The sequence below is a fragment of the Paenibacillus anaericanus genome (assembly GCF_003994475.1).
In the GTDB taxonomy this organism is placed as follows: domain Bacteria; phylum Bacillota; class Bacilli; order Paenibacillales; family Paenibacillaceae; genus Fontibacillus; species Fontibacillus anaericanus.
The window spans coordinates 22558-48869 of sequence record NZ_RZNY01000001.1 but is presented as its reverse complement, the minus strand read 5'-3'; the positions used below and the strand labels follow the sequence as shown (position 1 = coordinate 48869).

30 protein-coding genes are annotated in these 26312 nt (G+C 42.5%); 6 read left to right on the top strand and 24 right to left on the bottom strand.

Annotation, left to right across the window (positions count from 1 at the left end):
• Positions 1-14 precede the first annotated feature (14 nt).
• The 4 genes from cysT to EJP82_RS00220 all read right to left on the bottom strand — a co-directional run bounded on the left by cysT (position 15) and on the right by EJP82_RS00220 (position 3970).
• On the bottom strand, positions 15-845 hold the full coding sequence (gene cysT / locus EJP82_RS00235) for a sulfate ABC transporter permease subunit CysT (protein WP_127190011.1): 831 nt from the start codon (positions 843-845) through the stop codon (positions 15-17).
• Between the two features lie 70 nt (positions 846-915).
• Positions 916-1989 (bottom strand): sulfate ABC transporter substrate-binding protein, encoded by a 1074-nt coding sequence (locus tag EJP82_RS00230; protein ID WP_127190010.1) that lies wholly within the window; start codon positions 1987-1989, stop codon positions 916-918.
• 411 nt (positions 1990-2400) lie between these two features.
• Positions 2401-3468 carry a lactonase family protein gene (locus EJP82_RS00225; RefSeq protein WP_127190009.1) on the bottom strand — a complete coding sequence of 356 codons (1068 nt, stop codon included), beginning with the start codon at positions 3466-3468 and terminating at the stop codon, positions 2401-2403.
• A gap of 46 nt (positions 3469-3514) precedes the next feature.
• Entirely contained in the window at positions 3515-3970 is a 456-nt protein-coding gene (locus tag EJP82_RS00220; RefSeq protein ID WP_127190008.1) for an Rrf2 family transcriptional regulator, read from the bottom strand.
• Positions 3971-4137: 167 nt separating this feature from the next.
• Between EJP82_RS00220 and EJP82_RS00215 the strand changes: the two genes are divergently transcribed.
• Positions 4138-4626: a CcdC family protein gene (locus tag EJP82_RS00215; RefSeq protein WP_127190007.1), complete on the top strand. Its 489-nt coding sequence runs from the start codon at positions 4138-4140 to the stop codon at positions 4624-4626.
• Here the strand turns inward: EJP82_RS00215 and EJP82_RS00210 are convergent.
• The 4 genes from EJP82_RS00210 to EJP82_RS00195 all read right to left on the bottom strand — a co-directional run bounded on the left by EJP82_RS00210 (position 4623) and on the right by EJP82_RS00195 (position 9526).
• The gene (locus EJP82_RS00210) at positions 4623-6077 is read right to left on the bottom strand and encodes a sensor domain-containing diguanylate cyclase (protein WP_170220088.1); all 1455 of its coding nucleotides are present in this window, start codon (positions 6075-6077) and stop codon (positions 4623-4625) included. The two genes, EJP82_RS00215 and EJP82_RS00210, sit on opposite strands and share 4 nt — an antisense overlap.
• A gap of 184 nt (positions 6078-6261) precedes the next feature.
• A complete protein-coding gene (locus tag EJP82_RS00205) occupies positions 6262-7419 on the bottom strand; it encodes an ABC transporter permease (RefSeq protein ID WP_127190005.1) in 1158 nt (385 codons plus the stop codon).
• On the bottom strand, positions 7412-8578 hold the full coding sequence (locus EJP82_RS00200; protein WP_127190004.1) for an ABC transporter permease: 1167 nt from the start codon (positions 8576-8578) through the stop codon (positions 7412-7414). Before EJP82_RS00200 ends, EJP82_RS00205 begins: the two co-directional genes overlap by 8 nt.
• 12 nt (positions 8579-8590) lie before the next feature.
• Positions 8591-9526 (bottom strand): ABC transporter ATP-binding protein, encoded by a 936-nt coding sequence (locus EJP82_RS00195; protein WP_127190003.1) that lies wholly within the window; start codon positions 9524-9526, stop codon positions 8591-8593.
• A gap of 200 nt (positions 9527-9726) precedes the next feature.
• Here EJP82_RS00195 and EJP82_RS00190 point away from each other — a divergent pair, with 200 nt between their 5' ends.
• Positions 9727-10881: a sensor histidine kinase gene (locus EJP82_RS00190; RefSeq protein ID WP_127190002.1), complete on the top strand. Its 1155-nt coding sequence runs from the start codon at positions 9727-9729 to the stop codon at positions 10879-10881.
• 17 nt (positions 10882-10898) lie between these two features.
• Entirely contained in the window at positions 10899-11564 is a 666-nt protein-coding gene (locus EJP82_RS00185; RefSeq protein ID WP_127190001.1) for a response regulator, read from the top strand.
• A gap of 84 nt (positions 11565-11648) precedes the next feature.
• Here EJP82_RS00185 and EJP82_RS00180 read toward each other — a convergent pair whose 3' ends face one another.
• The 13 genes from EJP82_RS00180 to EJP82_RS00125 form a co-directional block, all read right to left on the bottom strand.
• The gene (locus tag EJP82_RS00180) at positions 11649-11882 is read right to left on the bottom strand and encodes a cold-shock protein (protein WP_127190000.1); all 234 of its coding nucleotides are present in this window, start codon (positions 11880-11882) and stop codon (positions 11649-11651) included.
• Between the two features lie 103 nt (positions 11883-11985).
• Entirely contained in the window at positions 11986-12186 is a 201-nt protein-coding gene (locus EJP82_RS00175) for a cold-shock protein (RefSeq protein WP_009223993.1), read from the bottom strand.
• A gap of 232 nt (positions 12187-12418) precedes the next feature.
• Entirely contained in the window at positions 12419-13435 is a 1017-nt protein-coding gene (locus EJP82_RS00170; protein WP_127189999.1) for an EAL domain-containing protein, read from the bottom strand.
• A gap of 181 nt (positions 13436-13616) precedes the next feature.
• The gene (locus tag EJP82_RS00165) at positions 13617-14225 is read right to left on the bottom strand and encodes an HD-GYP domain-containing protein (protein WP_246053928.1); all 609 of its coding nucleotides are present in this window, start codon (positions 14223-14225) and stop codon (positions 13617-13619) included.
• Positions 14226-14611: 386 nt separating this feature from the next.
• Positions 14612-14812 (bottom strand): copper ion binding protein, encoded by a 201-nt coding sequence (locus EJP82_RS00160; protein WP_127189998.1) that lies wholly within the window; start codon positions 14810-14812, stop codon positions 14612-14614.
• Positions 14813-14985: 173 nt separating this feature from the next.
• A complete protein-coding gene (locus EJP82_RS00155; RefSeq protein ID WP_127189997.1) occupies positions 14986-15333 on the bottom strand; it encodes a metal-sensitive transcriptional regulator in 348 nt (115 codons plus the stop codon).
• Positions 15334-15592: 259 nt separating this feature from the next.
• Positions 15593-15883: a cytochrome aa3 quinol oxidase subunit IV gene (gene qoxD, locus EJP82_RS00150; RefSeq protein WP_127189996.1), complete on the bottom strand. Its 291-nt coding sequence runs from the start codon at positions 15881-15883 to the stop codon at positions 15593-15595.
• A 1-nt stretch (position 15884) separates the two neighbouring features.
• The gene (qoxC, locus tag EJP82_RS00145; RefSeq protein WP_127189995.1) at positions 15885-16481 is read right to left on the bottom strand and encodes a cytochrome aa3 quinol oxidase subunit III; all 597 of its coding nucleotides are present in this window, start codon (positions 16479-16481) and stop codon (positions 15885-15887) included.
• Complete coding sequence (gene qoxB, locus EJP82_RS00140; RefSeq protein WP_127189994.1) at positions 16478-18421, bottom strand: cytochrome aa3 quinol oxidase subunit I; 1944 nt, start codon at positions 18419-18421, stop codon at positions 16478-16480. Before qoxB ends, qoxC begins: the two co-directional genes overlap by 4 nt.
• A 26-nt stretch (positions 18422-18447) precedes the next feature.
• Positions 18448-19398, bottom strand: coding sequence for a cytochrome aa3 quinol oxidase subunit II (gene qoxA / locus EJP82_RS00135; protein ID WP_127189993.1), 951 nt, complete (start codon positions 19396-19398; stop codon positions 18448-18450).
• Between the two features lie 379 nt (positions 19399-19777).
• Entirely contained in the window at positions 19778-19933 is a 156-nt protein-coding gene (locus EJP82_RS27840) for a cytochrome c oxidase subunit Vb family protein (RefSeq protein ID WP_170220087.1), read from the bottom strand.
• 1 nt (position 19934) lies between these two features.
• On the bottom strand, positions 19935-20228 hold the full coding sequence (locus EJP82_RS00130) for an RNA polymerase sigma factor (protein WP_127189992.1): 294 nt from the start codon (positions 20226-20228) through the stop codon (positions 19935-19937).
• 188 nt (positions 20229-20416) lie between these two features.
• A complete protein-coding gene (locus tag EJP82_RS00125) occupies positions 20417-21394 on the bottom strand; it encodes a diaminopimelate dehydrogenase (RefSeq protein WP_127189991.1) in 978 nt (325 codons plus the stop codon).
• Between the two features lie 251 nt (positions 21395-21645).
• On the opposite strand from EJP82_RS00125, the gene EJP82_RS00120 reads away from it, so the two are divergent.
• Positions 21646-22320, top strand: a complete 675-nt coding sequence (locus EJP82_RS00120) for a YcnI family copper-binding membrane protein (RefSeq protein ID WP_127190367.1) — start codon at positions 21646-21648, stop codon at positions 22318-22320.
• A 110-nt stretch (positions 22321-22430) separates the two neighbouring features.
• Here EJP82_RS00120 and EJP82_RS00115 read toward each other — a convergent pair whose 3' ends face one another.
• From EJP82_RS00115 to EJP82_RS00105, 3 genes are all read right to left on the bottom strand, one after another.
• Positions 22431-23645 (bottom strand): SLC45 family MFS transporter, encoded by a 1215-nt coding sequence (locus tag EJP82_RS00115; RefSeq protein ID WP_127189990.1) that lies wholly within the window; start codon positions 23643-23645, stop codon positions 22431-22433.
• Positions 23646-23664: 19 nt separating this feature from the next.
• Entirely contained in the window at positions 23665-24414 is a 750-nt protein-coding gene (locus EJP82_RS00110) for a glycerophosphodiester phosphodiesterase (protein ID WP_127190366.1), read from the bottom strand.
• Between the two features lie 92 nt (positions 24415-24506).
• Positions 24507-25052 carry a flavodoxin family protein gene (locus EJP82_RS00105; RefSeq protein ID WP_127189989.1) on the bottom strand — a complete coding sequence of 182 codons (546 nt, stop codon included), beginning with the start codon at positions 25050-25052 and terminating at the stop codon, positions 24507-24509.
• A 259-nt stretch (positions 25053-25311) separates the two neighbouring features.
• On the opposite strand from EJP82_RS00105, the gene EJP82_RS00100 reads away from it, so the two are divergent.
• Both EJP82_RS00100 and EJP82_RS00095 read left to right on the top strand, forming a co-directional pair.
• A complete protein-coding gene (locus EJP82_RS00100) occupies positions 25312-25536 on the top strand; it encodes a PspC domain-containing protein (protein WP_127189988.1) in 225 nt (74 codons plus the stop codon).
• 29 nt (positions 25537-25565) lie between these two features.
• A complete protein-coding gene (locus EJP82_RS00095) occupies positions 25566-26234 on the top strand; it encodes a PspA/IM30 family protein (protein ID WP_127189987.1) in 669 nt (222 codons plus the stop codon).
• Positions 26235-26312: the final 78 nt, after the last annotated feature.

Below are 26312 nucleotides of genomic sequence, written 5' to 3'. Positions count from 1 at the left end.
TCGTCATATCCAGGTTAACGTGCCGTCTTGCGGACGCGGCGTTGCAGTGAATTTATAAGCAACAGCAACGCGAACGAGATCAGCAGCAGCAGTAAGGCCACGGCGGTTGCTCCAGCATAGTCGAACTGTTCGAGCTTCGACATAATAAGTAGCGGAGCAATCTCCGTTCTCATCGGCATGTTACCGGAGATGAAGACGACCGAGCCATACTCCCCAATTCCACGTGCGAAGGCTAGTGCAAAACCCGTCATAAGAGGTGGCAACAATTCAGGCAACACTACCTTACGGAAGGTGCGATACCGACTTGAACCTAGTGTCGCCGCTGCTTCCTCCACTTCTGCATCTAGCTCCTGCAACACGGGCTGTACCGTGCGGACGACAAACGGAATACCGATAAACATAAGTGCGAGCGTAATCCCTATCGGTGAGAAGGCGATTCGTATCCCAAGTGGTTCAAACAGTGAACCAATCCAACCATTAGGGGAATAAATCGCCGTTAGTGCTACCCCCGCAACTGCAGTAGGAAGCGCAAATGGAAGATCGATCATGGCATCAAAGATACTTTTCCCCGGAAAATCATATCTCACCAGCACCCAAGCGAGTAGCAGACCAAGTACTACGTCAATTAGTCCTGCCGCTGCAGCGGTTAAGAAGCTAACTTTAAATGAAGCAAGTACTCGCGGATCCGTTGCAACATCCCAAAACTTGCTCCAAGTAAGTCCCGTTGAATTTAACAGCAACGCAGACAGTGGTATCAATACCACCAGACTGAGATAAAGAACGCTGTAGCCCATAGTCAATCCGAAGCCGGGCAACACCCCGCGCTTTGTCGTGGTACTGTGCATCAATCTTCATCCTTTCCTAATGCATCCCTACTGCAAAATATAGAGACGCGCCTCCGTTTATTACGGTCGGTTATTTAGGCGCATAAATCTGCGTGAATATGCCTCCGTCATTAAAATGCTTCGGTTGTGCCTCAGCCCAGCCCCCAAATTCCTCGTCAATCGTATACAACTTGATTTCAGGGAACTGATCAGCAAACTTCGTCTTTACACTTTCTAGTGTAGGACGATAATAGTTCTCCGCAGCGATTGTTTGCCCTTCCTCTGAATACAAATATTTCAGATACTCATCGGCGACCTCGCGAGTCCCTCTTTTATCAGCGTTCTTATCAACAATAGCTACTGGAGGTTCGGCTAGAATACTCTCAGAAGGGTACACAATGTCGAACTTGTCGGGGCCAAGCTCCTTAACGGATAACCAAGCTTCGTTCTCCCAAGCAAGTAAAACATCACCTAATCCACGTTCCACAAACGTTGTCGTTGATCCACGAGCACCGCTATCTAGAACCGGCACGTGTTGGAATAGTTCTTTCACAAATTCTTTCGCCTTTTCTTCATCATTATTGTTGTGGTGTAGAGCATAGCCCCATGCAGCTAGATAATTCCAACGTGCTCCACCCGAAGTTTGTGGGTTGGGTGTAATGACTTCAACGCCTTCTTTAATGAGATCATCCCAATCCTTAATCTCCTTTGGATTCCCCTTACGAACAAGGAATACAATGGTTGAAGTATATGGCGAACTGTTCAGTTCATACTTTTGTTGCCATCCTTCATTAATTAATCCACTCTGCTGAATCGCATCGATGTCATATCCAAGGGCAAGTGTTACAACATCTGCTTCTAAGCCGTCAATGACCGCTCTACCTTGCTTGCCTGAACCACCATGTGATTGCTTAATCGTAACTTTCTGACCCTTCTCTTTAAGCCAATGTTCTGCAAATGCCTTATTATATTTCTCGTATAGTTCACGTGTGGGGTCATAAGATACATTTAAGATTTCGATGTCTTTCAGCTTTTCTCCACTGCTGGACGTATTGACCTCTGCGCTTGCTGCGTTGTTCTTCTTCTCGTTTCCGCAGGCTCCAATAACCATGGACATTACTAGAACCAAACTCAACAGAACCCCTTGCTTCAACACCTTTTTCATCTTATCACTCCCCATACTCTCTTTATTATCGTTCATGACTTCCAAATCTGAGCTCACAGGATGGTGTAAATTCCACATGGTATGGAAAATACGAGAAAAACGGAGAAACGCCCCTCCCCAATAGTCAAACCGAGCTACTACCCGTGTCTGCCTAGGTAAGTAGAGCGTTCTTCCGTTCGTACGGTGAGAACTTTTATTATTCCTACCTGTTTAGTGTGCTATGGGATTATTCTATATGCACCCTGTTTTGTTGTCAAACCTTTTTTGTAAAAATAATGAAAAACATATAAGTTATGCTTATAAAAGCCATCCTCCCAGCTAACACAAAAAACCCCAAAACCACTAGACGAGAAGTGGCTTGGAGGTTATTGGTATCCATGTTTACATTTGGTTATTTATCCCAATTAATTGTTACTCTGTTCCGCCATTCAACGGCTCGATGCACGAAGGAGCCTTTATCTCAAGTTCACTGCCCGTGACTGTAAGCGTACCCGTATCTCCATCTCGCTTAAATGCCACAATGTTATTGCTGTTCTGGTTCGCTACTAGTACATAATCCTCCAATACAGCGAAGTTCCGTGGCCATTCTCCTCCTGTGCCCATCCATTTTGGTTCACTGAGTAGACCAGTTGAAGGGTCTATTGCAAAACGCACAATACTGTCATGACCACGATTTGAGCCATATAAATAACGACCATCAGGTGAAAGGTGGATATCCGCAGGATAGCTCACTCCCGTAAAATCCTCAGGTATTGTGGTAATATGCTGAATCATTTCGAGATGACCATCCGTATGATCATAGGCATAAGTTGTTATTGTATTATTAAGCTCGTTAATTCCATAAGCAGCAGATACTGACTCTTGGATAACGAAATGCCTTGGACCAGTGCCAGGAGGAAGTGCTACCTCTCCGCGTGCCTCGAGCTTCCCATCCTTCAGCGCATAAATCACAACTTGATCCTGGCCCAAATCAGAGACATAGGCATAACTACCTTCTTGATTCGGTACAATACTGTGTGCATGAGCTGCTTCCTGTCGGTCAGCAATGGCACCACTTCCGCCTATATGTTGTACTTGCGAGCTTATATCTGCAAGCGCACCATTCTCATTTAACCCAAAGCTATTGATATGACCACTAGAATAATGCGATATGAGTATGTATCCAGATGAAGTAATCGCGAGATGACAAGGATCTGCACCTTCCATTACCTGTACACCCAGTTCAGACAACTTACCGTTATCAGGATTTATCGCATAGGCAGATACAGAACCCGTTGTCTGCTCGCTAACCACATACAGATGGGATGCCTCATTATTTGCTACTAGAAAAGATGGATTGAGGATCCCTGAAGTACTGTCGATCATTGTGAGCAGCCCAGTCCTCCTGTCTAACTTACACAAATAAATACTTGGTTCATCCTTGGAGGCATAAGATCCTACATAGAACAGCAACTCGTCTTTCCCACTCTGATAATGCATTAAACAATCCCCTCTCATGATACCTATTATTATTTTTGAAGCTTAACTACGAGCCATCACTCATGTTGCTTCTGATAGCTTCCAATTTATTTCCCTCTAATAGCGCCTTAACATCAGACAATCTGATCTCAGCAAAATATGACTCCAGTCGTTCCTCACCACCAGCAAAGATAAGATTCATTACACCATGAATATTTGAAGAAACAGAACATGACGACACCTCGTTGCCCGAGCACCATCCTGGATGTAGTGAACCTCGTGCAAACAAACGGTAAAGATCTCCTAAATGAATATCATCCAAACTCACACTAAGTAGATAACCCCCACCCACTCCTTCTTTCGTTGCGACATACCCCTGCTTACGAAGAGAGCTTAATACTTTTCGCACCCTTGCCGGATGGGTCGCTACACTACATGCGATCTCTTCACTATTGGACATACACTCGTCCTTTTTGTACAGAAACAGAAGACAATGAATGGCAACTGTAAACTCGCTATTCACTCCTCACCTCTCCTTCCCTACTACATATATTTCGAAAAAATGACCCTAGATTTAAATATTCTCATCACAATCTTCATATTTTTATATTTCTAAGGTGATTATGATATAATGTTCTCGCTAAACTAATGTCATATCTAATTATTAGATTAAGAGAAGGGGACCGCATTATGAATTTTCTACATTCCTCTTATATACCCATTATCGTTACAGTTGGAGCGTTTGTCATGGCTATTATGACGCTCTTTATCAGGCTCAAAGCAAGCCGTAGACCTGTAACCATCAAAGGGATTATTATCCCGCCACTGGGTATGTCGACAGGATTCTTTATGTTCGTTGCGCCTGAGATGCATATTCCTGTTCTCTGGGCCTTGATTGCTTTTGTAGTTGGAGCCTTGCTGTTCTCTTACCCACTCATCCGAAGTACTCACTTTGAAGTTGTGGACGGTCAAGTATATGCTAAGCGCTCTCGTGGATTCGCCTACATCTTAATCGGCCTACTCGTCATTCGATTGGGCCTTCATGAAGTAGTAGAGCAATATATTACTGTACTGCAAACAGGATCTGTATTCTTCATATTAGCTTTTGGAATGATCCTCCGTTGGCGCTTGTATATGCTGAAAGAATACCACAAGATTACCAACACTGCCCGTAATTAAATTTCAAAGTCGCTATATCCGTCGTACCACCCATTCACTATACTGCGATTGCGACCTTCATCCTTAGCTCGGTACAGACTTTCATCCGCCTTGCGGATCAGCTCATCTCCATCTATCGATTCATGCGGGGCCACAACATAACCTCCAATACTAATCGTCACACGATCGGACGCTATACAAGCTTCGTGTGGGATATTCAGTTCAACTATGCCCTCGCGGATCCTCTCGGCTATGAGTAGCGTTCCGATCGCGTCCAGATTAGTCAATACCACGGCAAACTCTTCTCCACCATAGCGTGCTACAAAGCCGCGAAACGGTTTCACGTCCGCATATATAGTCTGGGCAATGGTTTTTAGAATGTGGTCCCCGCCCAAATGTCCGTAATAATCGTTATATTGTTTGAAGTAGTCTACATCAAGCAACAATAAGGATAAAGATCTCTCTTCTGAACTTTCCAATTCCTTACTCAATACTTCGTCCATTTGTCTCCGATTTGGTATACCGGTCAGCCCATCCAAATTGGATAGCCTGGTAAGCTCCTCATTTGCTTCTTCCAATTGTCTTTCCGATTCGCTTAGCTTTCTATGCTGCTCAGACAATCTGATAAATAATCGATTAACCTCATTAACTATAGAATAAAAGACGACGGTACCCGCAAGTATAGAATTAACTCTAGCAAGATACCAACCGAGGCTAAACCGTGCACCTGCAAACAACGTAAGCGTCACATCAAGTGTACAGGCAAGGATGGCCACGGAGACCCAGAGATTGAGTACACTACGTCCCTGGTATTTGATAATAATAAGCATCAATGCCATTACATTTAGGATCCAGATTACCGGGCCAACTCCTGAACTAATGAGCTTACTGTAGTTTCCCTTAGAGATTATATTCGGAAACCAACCACTTCCCAGCGTTACCAATGCAAATACGATAAAGACAGATAAGATACTACCGCCAACAGCCATTAAGCCATACTTATTAATCCTTTGTTTCGAAATCAGAGGATCCTTCCATACAAGACCTGTAATCAAATATATGATGATCCCCGTAGGAAATCCCCCATGCCAGAACACCCACAACCAGACCGAGGTTTGGCCCCCATTTCCAAGTAATCCTGCCTCTGAGATCACGCCTGGAAATGTTAGAGCATAAGGAATTGCAATGAGTCCCATATAGAGATATGTACAAGAGAGTACAAGAAGGGGGATTGTGCCAGAAGCCCGGTATTGGCTAAATAGAATATAACCTGTTATCAGATCACCAAATACAAACCAAGAAATAATCGCCGGTAAGAAAGGATGTATATCAGGTAACATCTCCTTTCCAAACGGTATAACTGCCATAGAAACGATAATAATAAATAACGACAAAATCCAAGCGAACTTTCTTTGCTTGTTGCCGGAGGGAATGTCGAATATCTGGGTTGCTACCTTCAAATTATTCTGCAAAGGCGAGTCCCCCCCCTTCATGTTGTGATGGTACTAATTACAATTACAACATATTAGATTTAATATATTTACGCAATCTTTTTACCTTAATTGATATTTTCCATATTAAGAGAACGCATTAACAGGGCTATCCAAACGCCAATGTGGCCTCTAGATAACCCTGTTTATTCGTCTATATTATTATTTACAAACCAGCACTCGTTTCGCTAGGACGAAGAATGGCCGAGCCAATGGCTAGTAGAATCACGGCCATCAAACCCAGCATTAGCATGGGTAGCGCTAGGCTCTGCATACCCGCCCCAGCTGATAAGTTCTCCACCGCTTCAATTGCCCACTTCTGGGGTACAAAATTCGCTGCTTTCTGCATAATATCAGGCATGAAGGAAATGGGCCAAAAACATCCGCCAATCATACTTGTAGGTATAATAATCAAACTATTTAAAGTCCCCGTGTTTTGTGGATTGCGGATCAAACCAGCTACTGCACTCGCAAGCCCCATCGCCACAAGCATAAAAGCGCTCAAAACTAGAAAGTGTGGCAGTACAGAAACACCATAATCGTAGTTCAGTACCGAGCGAGTCAGGAACAACACCACAACAATTTGTATAAGCCCCACAATGAAGCTGCCTACGAAGTTACCCAGAGCAATCTCCCACGCCCTTACGGGAGCACTAAACACCCTTGCCATCGTCCTACGGCTGCGATCCTCTACAATTCTAGTAACGGTGCTACTGACCAACCCCATCAAGAACATAAGCGTAAATCCTGTAACTGTTGTAATTCCTGGCTTAGGATATAATCTAAGGTCATTATCAACTGCGCTTATACGGTGTTTCTTGATCTCGTCCAGTACTCGCGAAAAGTTGACACTCACCTCACCCTGAGCTATCGCGGAAGCATTCACTCTTGCCGCAGTCGAAGACATCCCTGCTACTAGATTGTTAATATTTATTTTTATCGTAACCGTTGCTTCACTCATCTTCATTTCATAGGTTTGCAAAATCGGAGTATTCCCTGTTAGAACACCTTCCGTAAACCCGGAAGGGATCATAACGCCAACACTTCCTTTCAGCCCGATGAGATATTCCTTCATAACCTCTTCACTTTGGAACGACTTCAATACATAATCCGGTTTATTAGCCAATTCATCGAGCAGATACTCACTTGCTACACCTGTATCTTCATTGACATAGGCAATTTCTGCTCGGGTTATTTCTTCCCTTCCAAGCAAACCAACAACTGCAGCAATTACAATGCAAGGCAAGAAAATATGCGCTAATACGCCTTTTTTGGTTCCAATCGTTCGCTTAATTATATTCAACGCAATCGTAAAGCTATTCATGGTAACCCACCTTTCGGTACGACACCGTGCCTACCAGTAGCAAAATGACATTAAATAATCCTAATATCAACACATGATGAAGTATTTCCCCAGTACTCGCATCCAGAATAATACGTATCATCCCTTGCAGCGCCCAGTGATTGATTGTAAATTCACCTAACTTCTCGATAATATCAACCGGAATCCGTTGAAAACCTCCGCTAAGAAAAGTCATTCCAACAATGATAACCTGAAAAATGGTCTGTGCGGACTCTGAAGATTTAGATAGAAGAGTTATGACTACTGCCATTAGCATCGCTGCCATAATGACCAATGCACACAGAAGAATTAGATATATAGGATGTCTTCCCCAGTTCACACCGTATAGCCATGTAGTACCAAGAATAATGACTACAGCCTGAATGCATGCGACTAGGCTATTTCCACCTATTTTCCCCAGAAAAATCTTCAGCGTGCTAATTGGCGTTGAGTTTAAACGATAGAGTGTCTTGTTCCTCTTCTCACTCTGAAGACTGCTACTTGCCGTAAGTCCAGAATAGAGCAAGAACATGATAAGCATCGACGCAGCATAATATTGGAAAGCTGAATAGGCATTACCCTCTTTATTAAGTGAAGCCATTTCAACATAGGATGTAGGAACATTTTGTGGTGCAGAATTGAGGGTATTAGGTCCAAGCACCATGGTTGAAGCTTGCACCCGATTCACCTCATCCAAATAAGATTCAAAGATCATCTCAGCCACATGATTCTTGGAGTGATCTTTCCCATAAATCATCTCCCATTTGACCGACTCGCCTTTCATGACCTTGTCTGCAAAATCCGTCGGAATAACTACGGCAAAGTCACTATCGCCTGACTTAAGTGAGCTGATTGCTTCCTCACGATGATCACCGTGTTGAACCTTCAGCAGTTCACTTATCTCTGGAGTCTTAAGGAATTCATTCCACCCCACACTTGTTAAAGCTTCTTGCCCAGGAGACTCTACAATCATTGCTGTGACCGTATCTATCGGGGCATCATCTCCTAATGAAATCATCCCGGACAAGGCATTGCCCAGAATCAAAATCAGCACCATTGGAAGTAGAAATTGATTGAGCAGTACAACGCGCATTCGGATCAACATTCGGAGTTCAAACCATATAATATGCCACATCTTCATTACGATATCCCCCTAATCTCGCAACGTGCGCCCGGTCAGATTTAGGAATAGTGTCTCTAGCGTAGGCCGCTCGCACACTACAGAATGAATGACCACATCATGCTGTGCACAAATATACAGAATATCCTGAAGATCACTCTGTGAGGAGGCTGTATACAGCTCTAACACATTATCATGTTGGTGTAAGCTATTAATCCGTGGATGGAGTTTTAATTCCGCAAGAACCGCTTCCCCTATTCCCATTGCCGTCATGACAATTTTTTCTTCTCCTGCAACAAGGTCGCGTAGCTCCTCTTGGGTGCCACAAGCAATGACATGCCCCTGATCCATGATAGCTACTCGGTCGCAAATAGCTGACACCTCTTCCATATAATGACTCGTATAAATAATCGTAGATCCCATCCGATTTAATTCCCGTACTGACTCTAAAATATGATTGCGTGATTGCGGGTCTATCCCTACAGTTGGTTCATCCATAATAATCAATTTTGGGTGATGCATTATCGCGCAAGCAATATTTAACCGCCGTTTCATCCCCCCCGAGAATGTACGCGGCGCTTCTTTAGCTCGATCCTCAAGACCTACAAATCGTAACGCTTCGGTCACCCGCTCCTTGAGTTCACGCCCCCGAAGACCGTATAATTTCCCGAAAAACGTAATGTTATCTGCGGCTGACATCATCTCATATAACGCTAAATCCTGTGGAACGAGGCCTATCTTCTTCTTTACTTCCAATGGCCGATCTTTAACGGAAATTCCGTCCACAAGGATTTCACCTTGATCTAACTTAAGCAAACCTACGATCATGTTTATCGTCGTACTTTTCCCAGCACCATTGGGACCAAGTAACCCGAAGATCTCGCCCTCCTCTATACGTAAGTTGAGATGATCCACCGACAACTTATCTCCATAACGCTTACCGACATCGTTCACTTCTATAAATGCCATTAGTTTCTTCTCTCCCCCAAATGAGCTGATTTCCCAATTCCATGTGTTTATTGTATCAAGTCAGCTTTCATTACGAAGGTCCGAATGGTCATGAATTGAAGGTGACTATAGTCATCTCTTCGGCCAAAAATGATTATGCTATAATAACTCCATTGAAGTCATCCCTATAAACATGTCCATATCTCGAGTAAAGGGTGGGAATGATGTCTAAACATACTCTCCTTCCACTGATGTACGGAATGGTGTTGATTCCGGGAATTATCAACATCTTCTTACTAAAAGATATCTCTTACGAAATATTCGTTGTTCATATTCTATTATTTTTCACACTAGTTGTACTTGGCCGTTTTCTGAATAAAGAAGCGCACTTGACGTTGCTCTCCATTGTCGAGATCATTTTCTCCACCTGGTTATGTATGACATATGGAAATTTGATGTTCATCATTGCGCTTACTCCGTTATTTGTATACTTGCTTCTTCCTGTTATAATGGTTCGCTGGGTGATGCTTGGGATGCATCTAATTGCTATTAACTACGCCCTACTGAATCATCCCCCTGTTCTGATTGTAACCAGTAATATCTTCTTATTACTTATCACCGCCTTAGTAACCTTATTACAGCGATTAGAGCTTCGTAGGGAAGCAGCTCAACTTTTATATGACGAACTGCGCAAGAAACATTATGAGCTTGATGAATCCAAGAGCCGACTAGTCTTATTTAGCAAGCAAGTAGAGGGATTTGCTCAGGCAGAGGAACGCAGTAGAATCTCGCAGCAACTTCACGACGATGTTGGACATCGCATGATTCGAACCAAAATGATGATGGAAGCAGCACTTCAGATTATTCCAGCCGACCAGGACAAGGGAATGGACTTATTGAAGGAGATTCGCGATCAGTTAGCAACCGGACTGGATGAAATGCGTGCAACGGTTCGCCGAATGAGACCATCCCCACAAGTTACAGGGATGCACTCCCTAAGCCGAATGCTGGAGGAAATCGGTAGAGATACCGGTATCCTTACCTCTTTGACTGTGGAGGGGGTACCTTGTACCCTCTACCCTAGCCAAGAGATCATCCTGTATAAGAACGCGCGTGAAGCGGTGACGAATGCCCTAAGACACGGTCATGCTGAATCGATTGGAATTGTTATTCATTATAGAGACACGGAGGTTTGTATGTCGGTATGCAATGATGGCATTCTACCCGCGGGTAATCTCCAACTGAGTGCAGGACTTGGTCTAGCGGGGATGAAAGAACGATGTGACTTGGCCGGAGGGCATCTGGAATGGAGCCTAGAGCCCCGCTTCACCGTCACTACAAGACTTCCAATTACGTATCGCCAAGAGGTCAGATAAGAACAGGAGTGTTACACATGTCAAAGATCGCAGTGCTGATTGTAGACGATGATCCTTTTATTCGAGAGAGTTTAACACTTTTAATTGGAATGGATTCGGATATTGAAGTGATTGGATCTGCATCGAATGGAGCCGAAGCGGTAGATTTCTTACAACGCGGAGGACAACCGGATGTCGTGCTGATGGATATACGTATGCCAGTCTGTGATGGTGTAGAAGGAACTAGAAGAATCAAGGAGATTTCAGCTAACACTTCTGTTCTGATATTAACCACCTTCGATGACGACGAATTCATTCTCGAAGCACTACGCAATGGAGCTAGCGGTTATTTACTTAAAAATATTCCGCCGGATCGAATCATTCAAGGAATCAAAACGGTACAAAGCGGTAGTATGCTTATTCATCCCGATGTCGCCCGCAAACTGTCAGGGCTACTTCGTCCAGCGATGCCAACTCCACAAGTAAACAAACTATCTGTAGCGGGGCTGACAGCAACTGAGCTCAATGTTGTAACGCTAATTGCGGACGGGATGTCCAACAAAGAAATCGCACAGAACCTATTCCTGAGTGAAGGAACGGTTAAAAATTACATAACTGATATCCTGGGCAAACTTGGCGTCCGAGACCGAACACAAATTGCTATCCTCTATTGGAAAGAACAAACTCCATCTACAGACATTTAATTAGTTAATAATTTACATAATAAAAAAGCAGCCCTAATCGTAATAACGAGTAGGGTTGCTCAAATTCGATCGAATTACGATGAACTAGCGATCAATCTTTACGCCTTTCGGCAACGATTTATGATCGGAGTTAGTATTCACAAGTTGGGGGAGCATTTTAGTTCCCTTCACCATTTCAGAGGAACACAGAGGACATACCGGAGTGTAATCAAACGCAAAATTATCCCTCATCCATCCGTTGCAATCCTCACTGCTACAAGACCAAACCGGTGTACTCTCCTCAGGAATTTCTTCTAACGTTTTTTTACGGTAATTCATGCTTTTCCTCCTTCGGGTTTTGGAATGGGCCTATAAGATCCCGATACCCCAAAATAAACAAAAACTGCTCTTAACGCACGCGTTAAGAGCAGTTTAGCCTGCATTACAGTTTTACGACGTTTTCGGCTTGTGGTCCGCGGTTGCCTTGAACAACGTTGAATTGTACACGTTGGCCTTCGTCAAGCGTTTTAAAGCCTTCGCCGGTGATAGCACTGAAATGTACGAATACGTCATTTCCGCCTTCAACTTCGATAAAACCGAAGCCTTTTTCAGCGTTAAACCATTTTACTGTTCCTGTTTCCATGAGGGTACCTCCTAAAAAATATTAACATGCTCCTTTTTTACATAAAAAAATTCACATATTGAAAAAAGTTCCATTTACAAGAGTGACACTCTTTTCAATGTGTGAATATTGTTTTTTTTAATAACTCAAGTAAATTCATTATATCCTCCTTTTAAGTAAAAAGCAAATCCAGAATTAATAAATAAATTTACTCGTCATGTTTTATCTTACACTTCTTTTTAGGAATATTCAACTATTCAGCAGGCCTGCACGGCCGACCAAATAAATAGCCTTGAGCCAGTACTACACCACTGTTCAGGCAAAATTCGAAGTCTTCTCGTTGTTCTACTCCCTCTGCTAATACCTTCCCCCCAAATGCATACGCTTGCTGTATAATGAGCTTAATTTGCTCTTGTTTGAAAAGGTTACGACTACACCCGTTCACCAAGCTACGGTCGATCTTAATATAGTCAGGCCGTAGAGCATTCATCTCCTCTAGTGTAGAATAACCCGATCCCACATCATCAAGAGCCATCGAAATCCCCATATTACGGCACACTTTAAAAATACTTTTCAAATGAGACATGTGTGTAATTCGTTCAGTCTCGACGACTTCAAACACAAAATCTCGCGGGTCGAGCGACATTTTCTCCATCGCCGCAAACGTTTGATTTAAGCATTGATTGGGGTTCTCGATTGAAGACGGCAAAAAATTAATAAACCGCTTTATTCCGCGGGGTAAATGCCGCGCACTGGTCTCAATAGCCGTCAACCTAGCTGCCTGATCAAGCTGAGACTGAAGTCCCGTCTCCCGCGCCACATCAAATAGATCACTTGGTCTAAAGTGATCCTTACTCAGTGAAGGCCGAAGTAGAAATTCATACCCAATGGTCTCTTCTAAAATATTCACAATAGGTTGCATATGACTCTCGAAGCATTTGTTCACGATAATATTTATAATTCGGCGACGCTTCATACGAGACTCCATTTGAGGTAAGGAAAACCACAGCGGAGATCGATTCTGCTGGTCGCCTGTAATCAAGCTGCCCATAAGTATTTCTCCAGTTAAAGAGCTATAGTCAAGCGCACAGCCAAGCAGATGAAATGCTTCATCCCATGACAAGTAATTATACTGACAACCAAGCACACTGCTATCACGAATACATCCCTGGTCTTCCATAAAAGTCATCAATGGCATCGAACACGGACGAAACGAAATAGCTCCCTGATCGACAAGTACCGCATGAATGCCATGATCACTACGCAACATGTTAATCCCCCTAGAGTCACTTTAGCAGTTGATGAGGAAAATTATAACATAACCCAAATATATCTTAGAGTGACCTTAGTCTCTTTATCAAATACGAAAAAAATAGACCAGTAGAAATCTCGATTACAGATTTTCCAGCTAGTCTATTTATTGGTTTAATATAATTCCTTCCATTACTCCATTAATAAATATTTAGAGTTTCATCGGAAAGTTTCATAAATGCATGCACTACATTAGGATCAAATTGGGTACCTGCATGCCGCAGTAATTCTAATTTGGCTTCACTAGTACGCATTTTACTTCCATAAGGTCTGTCTGATAACATAGAATCGAATGCGTCAATAACGGCACATATTCGTGCATGCACTGGAATCTGTTCCATACTTAAGCCTTCTGGATATCCTCTACCATCCCACCGTTCATGATGATGTCGAATTAACCCGAGAATGTCCCCGCTAAGTCCAGTGTTCATTTCAACCATTTCTGCCCCTAGTATGGGATGCATCTTAATAATATCCCATTGCTTCCTAGTTAACGGGGCTCGCTGAAGAACGAGCTCACGAGGAATCATTGCTTTGCCAATATCATGTAAAAAGCAGCCTCGAATCAGTTGATCCTTATCCGCACTACTTAACTCTAATGGAATTGCTATTTTTTCAGCTAAAATGGCCACCCTAACACAATGCTGATAAGTCTCTGGATGTTTCCGCCATAACATACTAATCCACTTGGCAGCATCCGGTTCCCTATCTATATTCTGTTTCTCAGCTCCGTTTGGAACAGTCACCACAGTCCTTTGCCTCCTAAAACTAAGTCGTACTTACTTATCGTAGCTTGTATGACCCCTCTCGTCCCATTCTCCCCTTTTTAGTATTTACAGGCGGAAATTGGATATCTTGCACTTACAACTATACGCCATATTTTACAAAATAAACAGTCGAAATTTAGCATCTCTTGTCGGAAATATCGATTATATTATAGGATAAAAAGGGAATTATAACATAGACATACTTACAGTGAAATTAATATAAACGAAGTCACTTTTTTAAAAACAAACCCCAACACTCATCATCAGCAGCATAAATACCCTCCTACTGGAGGCGGTTCATATAAACGCAAAAAAGCGCCTGCTTTTCGCAGACGCCTTAAATGCAGCAGCAGAAAACCTATTCTGCTTTAGACAACATCATATCCTTGTTCTTCGATGGCTTCTTTAATGGCTTCAACCGTCAGCTTACTTTCATCGAAAGAAACACTAACACTTTTCGCCCCTAGATCAACCTTCGCTTCTGCGCCGAGACCAGCAACAGCACCCTCTACGGATTTAACACAATGACCACATGACATACCTTCTACGTTCAAAGTAATATTTTGCATGAATAATTCCTCCTAAAAGTTTTGTTAGCATTACTTCATTGAATATTGTTCGTACAAAACTTACATCGTAAGCATAAGCTTAAAGTTTTGTTAGCATTACTTCATGAATATGGATCGTACAAAACTCACATCGGAAGCATAAGCTCAAAGTTTTGTTAGCATTACTCCCAATATTATTTCATTAACTTGTTCATCGTAACCAACAACTCATCAACAACATCTTCTTCTCCAGCCTGAATGCGTTCTATTACACAGCTCTTCATATGGCCTTCGAGGAGTAGACGCGCCACACTATTCAGGGCGGACTGGGCAGCGGCAATTTGATTTAGTACGTCATCGCAGTAGGTGTCCTTCTCGATCAATCCTTTGATTCCGCGAATCTGTCCTTCAATTCTGTTTAAGCGGCTCGTCAGATTACTCTTAGTCGCTTCCGAATGATGACTGTTTCTGATCCGTTTGCCGTCCTCTTGACCTTCTTCCCTAGCACAATGCGATGAAAGAGGATGACTCTCCTTCTCCATATAAACCCTCCTCACAAAACCCATTAGCTTTTCCCTACAAATCCATTATTACATACCCCCTAGGGGTATGTAAAGTGCGAGTTTCATTTTTATTAATATCTTCTTTAATAGATTGGAATATTCATTCAAAGTGAACAACTCGAATAAATGATCCCACCTCTCTATCACACCAGCACACAAAAAAATCACCCTGCACGCAGCACATCTGCATACAAGGTGATCTTTATAACTTGAACTCATTCAATTATTTACTATTGTATTACTTGATCTGGTAGCCCCAAATCATCGTAAACAATGTACCAAATATGGTGATTAAACCAACCAATAACGCATATCCGAGATTTGTGTATAGCGCTGTTTTCGATTTATTCTCACCAATGTGCATGAACATGAACAACTGAACTGACATCTGAACGGCTGCACAAATCAGCAGGATGGTTAATCCCAGAGCTACAGACATATCCCAAAGTATTACGGACAATGCAACGACTGAAAGGATAAGTGAAAATAGATATCCCATCACGTGTTGAATCGGGAATAGCTTTTTCATATCACATCAGTCCTTTCAAATATACAAAACTGAAAATGAAGATCCAGACAACGTCAAGGAAATGCCAGTATAGTGAGAAAATAAACGATTTATTTGACGTTTCTAAAGTGTAACCTTCGCGTCTGATTTGTAGCATAAGGCCACCGCCCCACAGCAATCCCATTAAAACGTGTAGTCCGTGTGTCCCTAGAAGAACAAACAAGCTGGACAAGAACGCACTGGTTTGAAGTGTAGCACCTTCATTTACATATGTTACAAATTCCATAATTTCTACACCGAGGAACCCTAGTCCCAATAACAACGTGATTCCAAAGAACACCATCGAAGGTTTCTTCAGTCCAAGTCGCATACTATGCACTGCAAGACCGCAGGTAAAACTACTAGTCAAGAGCAGGAATGTTTCAATGAGTACCGGCCCGATTTCAAAGATTTCCTTGGCATCAGGTCCACTCCCAGTACGAGTCCAAAGTGTCAAGTAGACAGCAAACAGAGTTGAGAAGAGCACAATTTCCGCTCCAAGAAACAACCAGAACCCGAGAATTCGATTACTGTTCTCTTCTGATCTATATTCCATTGGCAAAGTATTGTCTAATTTCATGACTGTTCACCCCGCAATCGTTGTTCCGTCTCCTTAATTTCTTTGACAGAAATATGACGTCCATGATCGCGTTCGAATGAACGTACCGCGAGCATGATCACAATACCAATTCCGAATACTATCGAAGGAACCCACCAGCTGAATACCATACAGAATCCGAAGGCCATGAAAATCATCCCTAGGATAAATGGCTGTCCACTGTTGTTCGGCATATGAATTTCTTCATATTCTCCTTCAGTTAACGGTTGTCCTGTCTTCTTAGAATTCCAGAAAGGATCTAGTCCGTCCACTTTAGGAATGAGTGCAAAGTTGTACTCTGGAACTGGACTTGGCGTGCTCCATTCCAACGTACGTGCATCCCACGGATCGCCCGTAGTATCTCTCGGAGCATAACGGAAACTCCAGTAAATGTTATATACCAGATATACAAATCCAAGAGCCAGACCGACAGCACCGATTGATGCAAGCATATTTAATGGACCAAAACCTGTTTCTGCCGAATACGTGAAAGTCCGGCGTGTCATTCCTTTAAGGCCCAAGAAGAACAATGGCAAGAAAGTCACGTTGAAGCTGACAGCGATTAGCCAGAAAGCACGTTTACCTTGCTTATCATTCAATCTAAATCCGAACAATTTCGGGAACCAATAGTAGAAGCCTGCAAGTACTGCAAATACTGTGCCTGGGATTAATACATAGTGGAAGTGAGCTACCAGGAACATTGTATTATGATACTGGTAATCGGCACTTGCCATAGCAAGCATGACACCTGTTACGCCACCGATCGTAAAGATCGGAATGAAAGCAAGTGAATACAACATAGGAGTCGTAAATTCGATCTTGCCCTTTCGGAGCGTAAACAGCCAGTTAAATATTTTAACCCCAGTAGGTACTGCAATGGCCATCGTTGAGATGGAGAAGAAGCCATTGACCGTAACACCATGACCCATTGTATAGAAGTGATGCGCCCATACAAGGAACGACAATAGCGAAATGATAACCATACTGTATACCATCGATTTGTAACCATACAGATTTTTACGAGAGAACGTTGAGATAATCTCACTATAAATACCAAATGCTGGCAATATTACGATGTAAACCTCAGGATGGCCCCATACCCAGAACAAGTTCGCCCAGAGCATATCCATTCCACCGTTTGCCATCGTAAAGAACTGCGCACCGAACATACGGTCAAACATCATCAAAGCTAGCGAAACCGTAAGCACCGGGAATGCGAACAAAATAATGACGTTCGTGATTAATACTGACCACGTGAACATCGGCATACGCATTAACTTCATACCAGGCGCACGCATTTTAAGAATCGTAACTAAGAAGTTTACACTTGTTAGCAAGGTACCTATCCCTGCAATCTGCAGTGCAATTGAGTAATAGTTATTACCTACAGTCGGACTAAGTTCAATACTCGCTAGCGGGAAGTAAGCAGTCCATCCTGCATCCGGGGAACCCCCGATTACGAATGATATATTTAATAGCATTGCACCCGCGAAGAACAACCAGAAGCTGACAGCGTTTAATCGAGGGAAAGCTACGTCGCGAGCACCAATTTGTAGCGGTATTACGACGTTCATCAATCCTATAACGAAAGGCATAGCCATAAATAGAATCATGATAAGTCCGTGTGTAGTAAATATCTCATTATAATGCTGCGCGTCCAAAAGCCCATTCTCTGGAATGGCAAGTTGGGCTCTCATTAGCAACCCGTCCATACCACCGCGGAATAACATGAGTAATGCAGCGATAATGTACATGATACCGATTTTCTTATGGTCAACAGTCGTTAACCATTCACGCCACAAGTAGCCCCATTTCTTAAAATAGGTCAACCCAACGACGATCGCGAGTGAAGCTAGAACGATACTAGCCATCGCTCCGTAAATCATCGGTTCTCCTGTGACGAAAAATTCATCCCATTTCATTTAAAATATACCCCCTTCCAGTAGTTTCAGTTGCCGTTCGTCGCATTTTCCTCTGAATGATCCATATTAGAATGGTCCATGTCCATTTCAGAGTGGTCCATCTCCGTGCTAGAATCAGAATCTGAGGAACCCCCATGATCATGTCCCGCATTCTCACCCTCAGGTGGCGGGTTAAACTCTAAATGCGTTGATTTATAGGTCTTTCTACCAGCAAAATTCATTTCTAAAAGAGAATTGAATTCTTCTTCGGTTAGATCCGAAGCCGTATCCTTGACTTCTTTAACCCATTCTGCGTATTCAGTAGGTGACATCGCTAAAGCTTCAAACTCCATTTGCGAGAAGCCTTTTCCGGAGAAGTTAGCATTCTTACCAACATAAGAACCCGGTTGCTCTGCCAGAAGATGTAGGGTATTAACCATATCGCTCATCGCGTACTTCTGACCACCAAGCTGCGGAATCCACAAACTCGATATTGCACCGTATGAGTACAATCGAAACTCTATCGGGCGATGGGTAGGGATATTAACGTAATTTACCGTTTCAATTCCTTCCTCAGGATAGCTAAAGTGCCATTTCCAATCCGAGGATGCGGCATAAATAACTAGTGGTTTCTCATTCTCATAACCTGCAGCAACATTCTCAACTGCACTTGTACTCCGTACCGTAACAACAGACAGCACAGTAACAATGATGATAGGTATGACAATCCAAACCATTTCTAACAACCAATTCCCCTCTTCATGAGGTGGCTCATAATCTGGTGCCGCTTTGGACGCACGGTACTTAGTAATTATGAAGATATACAAAACATAAACAACCAGTAGTATAATCGCCATTACTATCATTGAAAAAATAATGACTTCAGATTGAGTCTTGGCCGCCGGACCTTTTGGGTTTAATACAGCTAGTGAATTACAACCGGTCAGGAGAACAAGAAGCGCTGAAAAAACTACAAGCAGCAACCCTTTCCTTTTCATAGGATACTGATACCCCTTTCTCTAAATATCATCTTCCCGATCACATCGGAATGACTTTGTCTTACATCTAAGTTCTATGTTATGAAAGCACCAAATTAAATACAAATCATAGAGAAAGTAAATTATGTAATATATTTACAAATGTAATCATCTATATTGCTCCCACATTGAATTTATACCCCGTTTACGTCCATATTCGGTCATATTTCAGCAAATATCACGATTTCGATAATTGTTCACATTAATCATCGTAAACGCATAAGTTCGGAAAATTGTCATATTATAAACATCGATTGTGATTATTATCACTTATTAAATGAAATAATCATCAATCACCTCTTTTGTTTTAGGTGTTTGATGACTATTTCATTCCGTTTATTCAGTTCGCGTTTACTTCGCCAGACTCTGGATCAAAAGAGAAAAAGACATCTCTCCCCTCCATTTCCGCAAGGAATATTAATTTCTCATTATTCCAGAGTCGCGTGGTAATCTCTCCTGGCTCTGCTCCCCCAACTAACTGGGAAATTAACGTCATTTTATGGCTCCGCAGGTTCAACCTTTGAATATCCGTAGACTTCCGGGTCATGACCATAAGGATATTCCTTTTTACGTCGATAGTAATCGATGACCGTATTACGGCTAACTGTCATTAACCACGGTTTCCATTGATCCGGCGCTAATGTACCTATGACATCGATTCTTTGAAATACTTTACGAAAAATCTCACTTACTAAATCATCTGTAACCCATCGATCTCCTGTCTTAAACAAGACAAATCGATAAACGCCATCGAAATGTTGATCATATATACGCTCAAAATTCTCATGCAACCGGTAAGCACCTCCTCATGAGTATTAATCGAATCAGCACTACGAAAAGTATCAACCACTTTAAAATCAATTTTTATAAAAAATTATGTATAGCGACGCAAGTATGTTTGTCCAACACAAAAAAAACCGCAAGAACATAGGATTCCTGCGGTTTAGAATTGATTTATGAAGAAACGAATAGCCTAATTCTACAAAAGTTCTTTGCGAAGCTGCTCTGGCGACTTCGGTGAGAGTAAACCAAAAGGGATGTCGAATACTGTCTTAGCTCCGGCTTGTCCATCTTTGGATAACTTGTATACCGCACGCGTATAGGCTACAAGAACACTGGCAGTGAATTCTGGATTACTATCGAGTTTCAATCCAAATTCAATAATCTGCGTATTGTTCTCACCTGTGCGTCCACTTCTCAACACCGTACCACCGTGAGGCATTGCAGAGTGATTGCTCTTCAATTCCTCTTCACTAATAAAATTAACAGTTGTCACATAATCAGCGAAATAGTTAGGCATCTCTTTAATCTCACGTTCGATCTTCGCTTTATCTGCGCCTTCTTCGACAACAACGTAGCACTCACGAAGATGCTTATCTTTCGTAGTTAACACAGGGTCCTCACCTTTACGAACACTCTCTACCACGGATTCTACAGGAATCGTATATTGGACACCATTCTTTACGCCCTCAACACGACGAATCGCATCGGAGTGGCCTTGGCTAACGCCCTTGCCCCAGAATGTATACTCTTTACCTTCAGGAAGCACCGACTCTGCTAGCAAGCGATTTAACGAGAATAAACCTGGATCCCAGCCAGTAGAAATTACACTTACGTTACCACCTTGAAGTGCCGCCGCGTTAACTTTATCGAAATACCCAGGAATGTTTGCATGGGTATCAAAACTGTCAACAGTGTTAAACAACGCTGCAAGCTCTGGACCTTGCTCTGGAAGATCAGTAGCCGAACCGCCACAAAGAATCAATACATCGATATCACCTTTATACTTCTCTACTTCCGAAATATGTACGACTCCGTTTCCAGCCGCCACATCGTCCGGATTTCTTCTTGAAAAAATTGCACGTAGTTCGAAATCCGGGTTTTGTTTCAGCGCTTTTTCCACGCCACGCCCTAAGTTTCCGTATCCTACAATACCTACTTTAATCGTTGTTGACACTAACGTTTCCTCCTTAAAATACAATCTGTTATCATTTTATCTTACTCTTGTTCATTTTTAAATAACTAACATAAAAAGTAAACAACTTTTCCACTGTATATAGTCGGGATGTACTATCATTCTACATATTTATACACGTACATTTCCAGTCCACATATATTTATAACCCGTTATAAGCATGTTCATTCGGGAAGAATAGTTGTACAATGATTACCGTCACATATTACACCCATAGATAAGGAGATTTGATGATGAATAGATTCAAAAACCGTTTTATCAGCTCTTTCACCATCGCCACAGTTGTATTGTTACTATACTCTGGTATAGCCAGCGCGCATGTCACTGTAAGCCCTGGAGTTTCTTCTCCTGGTGCATGGGAGACCTACAGCATCAAAATTCCAGTTGAGAAGGACATTCCGACCGTCAAAATTTCACTTGAAATACCAAGTGGTATGGAATTTCAACAATATCGCCCAGTGCCCGATTGGACAGTAGAGTTGGTCAAAAATGATACAGGTTTAATAACGATGATCACATGGTCTGCTGAAGGGGATGGGATACAACCCGGTCAATTCCAGCAGTTTGAATTTGTAGCTAAGAACCCTAAAGAAGAGAGCCACTTAGCGTGGGATGCTTATCAATATTATAGTGATGGAAGTATTGTAGAATGGACTGGCGCAGAGAACGAGAAGAACCCTCATTCAATTACAATGGTGACTACCGAAACAGGCACTGAAATGACAGGTGGCCATAACCATACTAGTGGAAGCGCCTCCTCAGGCAATACTGCTACTCCAGCTAGAGAAGCGACACAAGGTGGTTCTACAGCTGCAGGTACAACGAGCATCGTGCTGTCCTCGGTAGCATTACTTATCGCACTCATAGCCTTCTGGATCTCTTTACGCTCCGCTAAGAAGTCAACTTAGTCATACATGCTGAAACAACAATGAACCTCCTGAATCGCCCATAGAGCCGATTCGGAGGTTCTTTATTTTACACAGTAGCACCAAACTAGAGTTTGATTGCCCTCTGCTTGTTATATCGCTCCAATTGGAGTTTCATTTCCTGGATCACTCTCGATCCTCTTTTCATCAGGTGCAATTTTAAGCATACAGAGTAATGCAAGCAGCATACCACCAGTAGCACTAATAAAGAGTGCAGAATATCCAAATGTATCGATTAATAGGCCAAGCAAAGGTGGAGATGTAATTGCAGCTAGTGAAGATACGAAGTAATAGATCCCTGTCCGAGTACCGATACTCTCCTCACGCCCTGTCGATACAATCCAAGGATATGAATTAATATTAATACACGCCCAGAAGAGACCTCCAATAATAAGAAACACCCGCAACCAAAGGACAGACTGGATGAATATTAATGATCCGAAAATTACCATAAGACCAACAACACCGATTAAGATAATTTTCTTCTTCCCAAATTTAGCCCCAAGCCAACCACTCGGCAGAGCAAAAACAAGGAAAGCAAGTGAAAAGAACGTCAATGAGAAGGAAGCAGCGCTATCCGACATTCCTAATTGATTTTTACCATATAAGGTAAATAGGGCTTCGACTCCCTGATAAGCAACAAACCAGAAGAAGATAGCAGCCAAAATGAATACCGTCTTCTTGTCTAATTGTTCCCGAATCCGCACTGGATTTTTCGGTTTCACTTCTGAAGGATTTATAGTCGCTAAAGTTATAGGCTCCTTAATCACCGCTTTAAGCACAAACATGGAGAATAACATCACAAGCCCTGCACAAAGGAACGGAAGATAAGACCCCATCCCGTACAATTTAGAACCAATACCAAATGCAAGTACCGACCCCAGCCCGCCCATAAAATTAATGACTCCATTTGCCTTTGTACGCAGGTGATCCGGTGTAATGTCAGGCATCAGTGCGACCGTTGGAGAACGGAATAAGCTCATAGATAAGTTCATCAACACCATAAATATAACTAATGTAATGAACCCTGTATGTAAAGGAATTAGTGTGGCAAAAACAGCACCCAGCGGCATTCCGATTAACAAATAGGGCATCCGTCGCCCGTATTTGGAATTCGTCTTGTCACTACGGTGACCAATCCATGGCTGCAAAAACATCGCAAAATAATTATCAATCGTCATCATAAACCCGATCATCGCCGTACTCTTTAAATAGTTGTCCAAAAACAATGGAACAAACGCATTATACAAAGCCCAGGTTATGCTGATGCTAAAAAAACCAAGACCAAGCAGCCAAGTCTTTTTCACCCCATCACACTCCTAATAATTATAAAAGTTCTGCCAAACGGTCTGGATAATCTGTAATGATTCCGGCTACTCCCGCCTTAATTAGTGCTTTCATTTCACTTTGCTCGTTAACAGTAAATGCATGATAAACTACTCCCTGCTCCGCAGCAGCTGCGACGAGTTCTGGAATTACGGCAAACTTATTGGCATGCAGTGCATCTGCTCCTATCCGCTTTGCATAATCCCATGGCTCATATAAACCTTCCATATACAGAATGCCTGTACGGATTTCCGGCGCAAGCTTCTTACATTCCACCAAAGAATAATGATTAAAACTAGAAATAATAACTCGTTCCGACATTTCATATCTTTGCACTGTCTCAATTACTTTTTTCTCGATATCGGGATACATGACGATACCATTCTTAAGTTCCAAATTAATGATGGTATCACTGGATTTCACAAGCTCTAGCAGTTCCTCAAGTGTAGGAATTTGCTCTCCACGGTAATCTTCATGAAACCACGAACCAGCTTCATGCGATTTCACTTCCTCTAGTGTCAAATCCTTTACCCATGCCGCAACCCCTGCCGTACGGTGCAGGTTCTCATCATGAATCAATATCAAATGTCCATCCTTCGTCACTTGTACATCCGTCTCAATCCCAGTTGCTCCAAGTTCTAGGGCACGGGCAAATGAAATCATCGTGTTCTCCGGGTAGAGTCCTGCTGCCCCGCGATGCGCAAAATTAATTATGTTAGTAGTCAAAATTTCGTCCTCCTTAAATAACATCATGCTACCTTATTGTAATTTAACATTGTTAAATCTGTATAAAGGAGAGGCGCTTTACGCCCCTCCTTTTACTGTTCATTGTTCGCTATTTCCTATACCAGAGACTTCAACTCGGCATTCAACCACGCTGCTTCCACGGCTGCTCTCGAGTCCTTCTTCATATCACCCGGTCTGCTGGCTTTACCGATAATGTACCCTTCAAAAGGGAGGCCAACATAATCAAATGTATATTTCAATTGTTGAATTAGGGGTAATGCTTTAATTCTCGGATTATCTCCCCCAACAGTAATAACATATGCCTTTTTCTTAGCGAGAATAGCCTTCAAATCGTAATCAGGTGCTCGTAAGCTTTGTGACCAGCGGTCGATGAAATTTTTTAAAATTCCAGAAATCCCATACCAATATACCGGAGTGGTGAAAATAAGAACGTCATGTTCTAATACTTGTCTTATAATCCCATCATAATCGTCATCTACTGCATCAAAACCACCTTCATCATGCCTTTGATCGTGAATCGGTAATATCGTCTTATCGCGAAGTTTAATTTCCGTATGTGGAATCCCTTCAAGAACCAGTTTCGCTAGTTCCTCGGTATTCCCATCCTCTCTTGTGCTGCCGTGTAAAATTGCAATACTCATGTACCGCACTTCCCTTCTTATTGTGATCTTATGTTGATCCATCCGATGAAACAGCTTCCCTATTGTTATACTACGATTTAGCCATTTTATGCCAGCCCAGACTTCTTGACTAGGAACTTCCTCGACCAAAGTCCAGTCTACAAACGGTCTGCAGGCCGTTATCAGGCGCCACGAATCCCGTTAGAATAAAGACATGAACAACGGACAAATACAATTACCTTCGCCATAAAATCATAAAAGGAAAGTGAGTGGTTAGTATATGAAAAGGTTATATCGATCTGTGACAGATAAACAAGTCAGTGGATTATGCGCAGGGGTGGCTCAGTGGCTTGGAATAGATCCTACAGTAGTACGGCTAGTTGCAGTAGTAGCAGTATTGTTCAGTTTCGGTACTGTAGTTGCCTTGTACCTGCTCGGTAGTATCATCGTGCCCAAAGAGCCAACCTACGGTTTCGGACCTAATGACCAATTCTCAAGTTATTAAATTCTAATTATCCTAAAGGAGCGAATAAAATGAACCTATTCGACAGATTATCTAATTTAACCAAAGCTACGATCCATGAAGTATTGAACAAAGTAGAAGATCCCGTAATGATGACAGGACAATATTTACGTAACCTGGAGGGAGATATCGCTGCAGCAGAAAACATGCTCAAAGAACAGAAGATGACGGCTAGTATTCTGAAAAGAAAGAATTCTGAGGCAGAAGCAACATCGAAAAAATTCGAGTTAGATGCCTTGGCAGCACTAGAAGCGGGAGACGAAGATCGTGCCCGTCAAGCTGCTGTAGCTAAGATCAACTATGAGGAGCAAGCCGCACAGTTTGCAACTGAAGCGGAAGAAGCTAGAGGCCGAGTAATTGAGTTAGAAATTCGCCTGAAAGAAGGCAAAGAGGAATACGATCGTCTGAAAGAGAAGCAAAACGAATTAGCGGAAAGAGCACGTAAAGCGAAGGAACGTGCACAAGCTGAACGTCCTAACTTCAGCCGCGGCATAGAAAGTGGCGATGCAGCTAAAGGATTTCAACGAATGGAAGAAAAAATTCTAGCTTGGGAAGCTGGTGCTGAGGTCTCTGGCCATCAATACTCGCCTAGCGAGAGTATTAATTCTACTCCAGCAGTAGATGACTCCGCAGTCCGCGATGAAATCCAGCGTTTGAAGAACAAATTGTCCTCGAAATAAATCTTAGATCTGTAGAATCAGATCATTTACCAGGCAATTTTTTAGAGCTATAAGAAGAGCCCAGGATGTAAGTATCCT

What these genes read in the sequence shown, in the direction of transcription:
- cysT (WP_127190011.1), bottom strand. Translation starts at nt 845, where the DNA reads ATGCACAGTACCACGACAAAGCGCGGGGTGTTGCCCGGCTTCGGATTG.
- EJP82_RS00230 (WP_127190010.1), bottom strand. Translation starts at nt 1,989, where the DNA reads ATGAAAAAGGTGTTGAAGCAAGGGGTTCTGTTGAGTTTGGTTCTAGTA.
- EJP82_RS00225 (WP_127190009.1), bottom strand. Translation starts at nt 3,468, where the DNA reads ATGCATTATCAGAGTGGGAAAGACGAGTTGCTGTTCTATGTAGGATCT.
- EJP82_RS00215 (WP_127190007.1), top strand. Translation starts at nt 4,138, where the DNA reads ATGAATTTTCTACATTCCTCTTATATACCCATTATCGTTACAGTTGGA.
- EJP82_RS00205 (WP_127190005.1), bottom strand. Translation starts at nt 7,419, where the DNA reads ATGAATAGCTTTACGATTGCGTTGAATATAATTAAGCGAACGATTGGA.
- EJP82_RS00200 (WP_127190004.1), bottom strand. Translation starts at nt 8,578, where the DNA reads ATGAAGATGTGGCATATTATATGGTTTGAACTCCGAATGTTGATCCGA.
- EJP82_RS00195 (WP_127190003.1), bottom strand. Translation starts at nt 9,526, where the DNA reads ATGGCATTTATAGAAGTGAACGATGTCGGTAAGCGTTATGGAGATAAG.
- EJP82_RS00190 (WP_127190002.1), top strand. Translation starts at nt 9,727, where the DNA reads ATGATGTCTAAACATACTCTCCTTCCACTGATGTACGGAATGGTGTTG.
- EJP82_RS00185 (WP_127190001.1), top strand. Translation starts at nt 10,899, where the DNA reads ATGTCAAAGATCGCAGTGCTGATTGTAGACGATGATCCTTTTATTCGA.
- EJP82_RS00180 (WP_127190000.1), bottom strand. Translation starts at nt 11,882, where the DNA reads ATGAATTACCGTAAAAAAACGTTAGAAGAAATTCCTGAGGAGAGTACA.
- EJP82_RS00175 (WP_009223993.1), bottom strand. Translation starts at nt 12,186, where the DNA reads ATGGAAACAGGAACAGTAAAATGGTTTAACGCTGAAAAAGGCTTCGGT.
- EJP82_RS00170 (WP_127189999.1), bottom strand. Translation starts at nt 13,435, where the DNA reads ATGTTGCGTAGTGATCATGGCATTCATGCGGTACTTGTCGATCAGGGA.
- EJP82_RS00160 (WP_127189998.1), bottom strand. Translation starts at nt 14,812, where the DNA reads ATGCAAAATATTACTTTGAACGTAGAAGGTATGTCATGTGGTCATTGT.
- EJP82_RS00155 (WP_127189997.1), bottom strand. Translation starts at nt 15,333, where the DNA reads ATGGAGAAGGAGAGTCATCCTCTTTCATCGCATTGTGCTAGGGAAGAA.
- qoxD (WP_127189996.1), bottom strand. Translation starts at nt 15,883, where the DNA reads ATGAAAAAGCTATTCCCGATTCAACACGTGATGGGATATCTATTTTCA.
- qoxC (WP_127189995.1), bottom strand. Translation starts at nt 16,481, where the DNA reads ATGAAATTAGACAATACTTTGCCAATGGAATATAGATCAGAAGAGAAC.
- qoxB (WP_127189994.1), bottom strand. Translation starts at nt 18,421, where the DNA reads ATGAAATGGGATGAATTTTTCGTCACAGGAGAACCGATGATTTACGGA.
- qoxA (WP_127189993.1), bottom strand. Translation starts at nt 19,398, where the DNA reads ATGAAAAGGAAAGGGTTGCTGCTTGTAGTTTTTTCAGCGCTTCTTGTT.
- EJP82_RS27840 (WP_170220087.1), bottom strand. Translation starts at nt 19,933, where the DNA reads ATGACGTTAATTTCCCAGTTAGTTGGGGGAGCAGAGCCAGGAGAGATT.
- EJP82_RS00120 (WP_127190367.1), top strand. Translation starts at nt 21,646, where the DNA reads ATGAATAGATTCAAAAACCGTTTTATCAGCTCTTTCACCATCGCCACA.
- EJP82_RS00110 (WP_127190366.1), bottom strand. Translation starts at nt 24,414, where the DNA reads ATGTTATTTAAGGAGGACGAAATTTTGACTACTAACATAATTAATTTT.
- EJP82_RS00105 (WP_127189989.1), bottom strand. Translation starts at nt 25,052, where the DNA reads ATGAGTATTGCAATTTTACACGGCAGCACAAGAGAGGATGGGAATACC.
- EJP82_RS00100 (WP_127189988.1), top strand. Translation starts at nt 25,312, where the DNA reads ATGAAAAGGTTATATCGATCTGTGACAGATAAACAAGTCAGTGGATTA.
- EJP82_RS00095 (WP_127189987.1), top strand. Translation starts at nt 25,566, where the DNA reads ATGAACCTATTCGACAGATTATCTAATTTAACCAAAGCTACGATCCAT.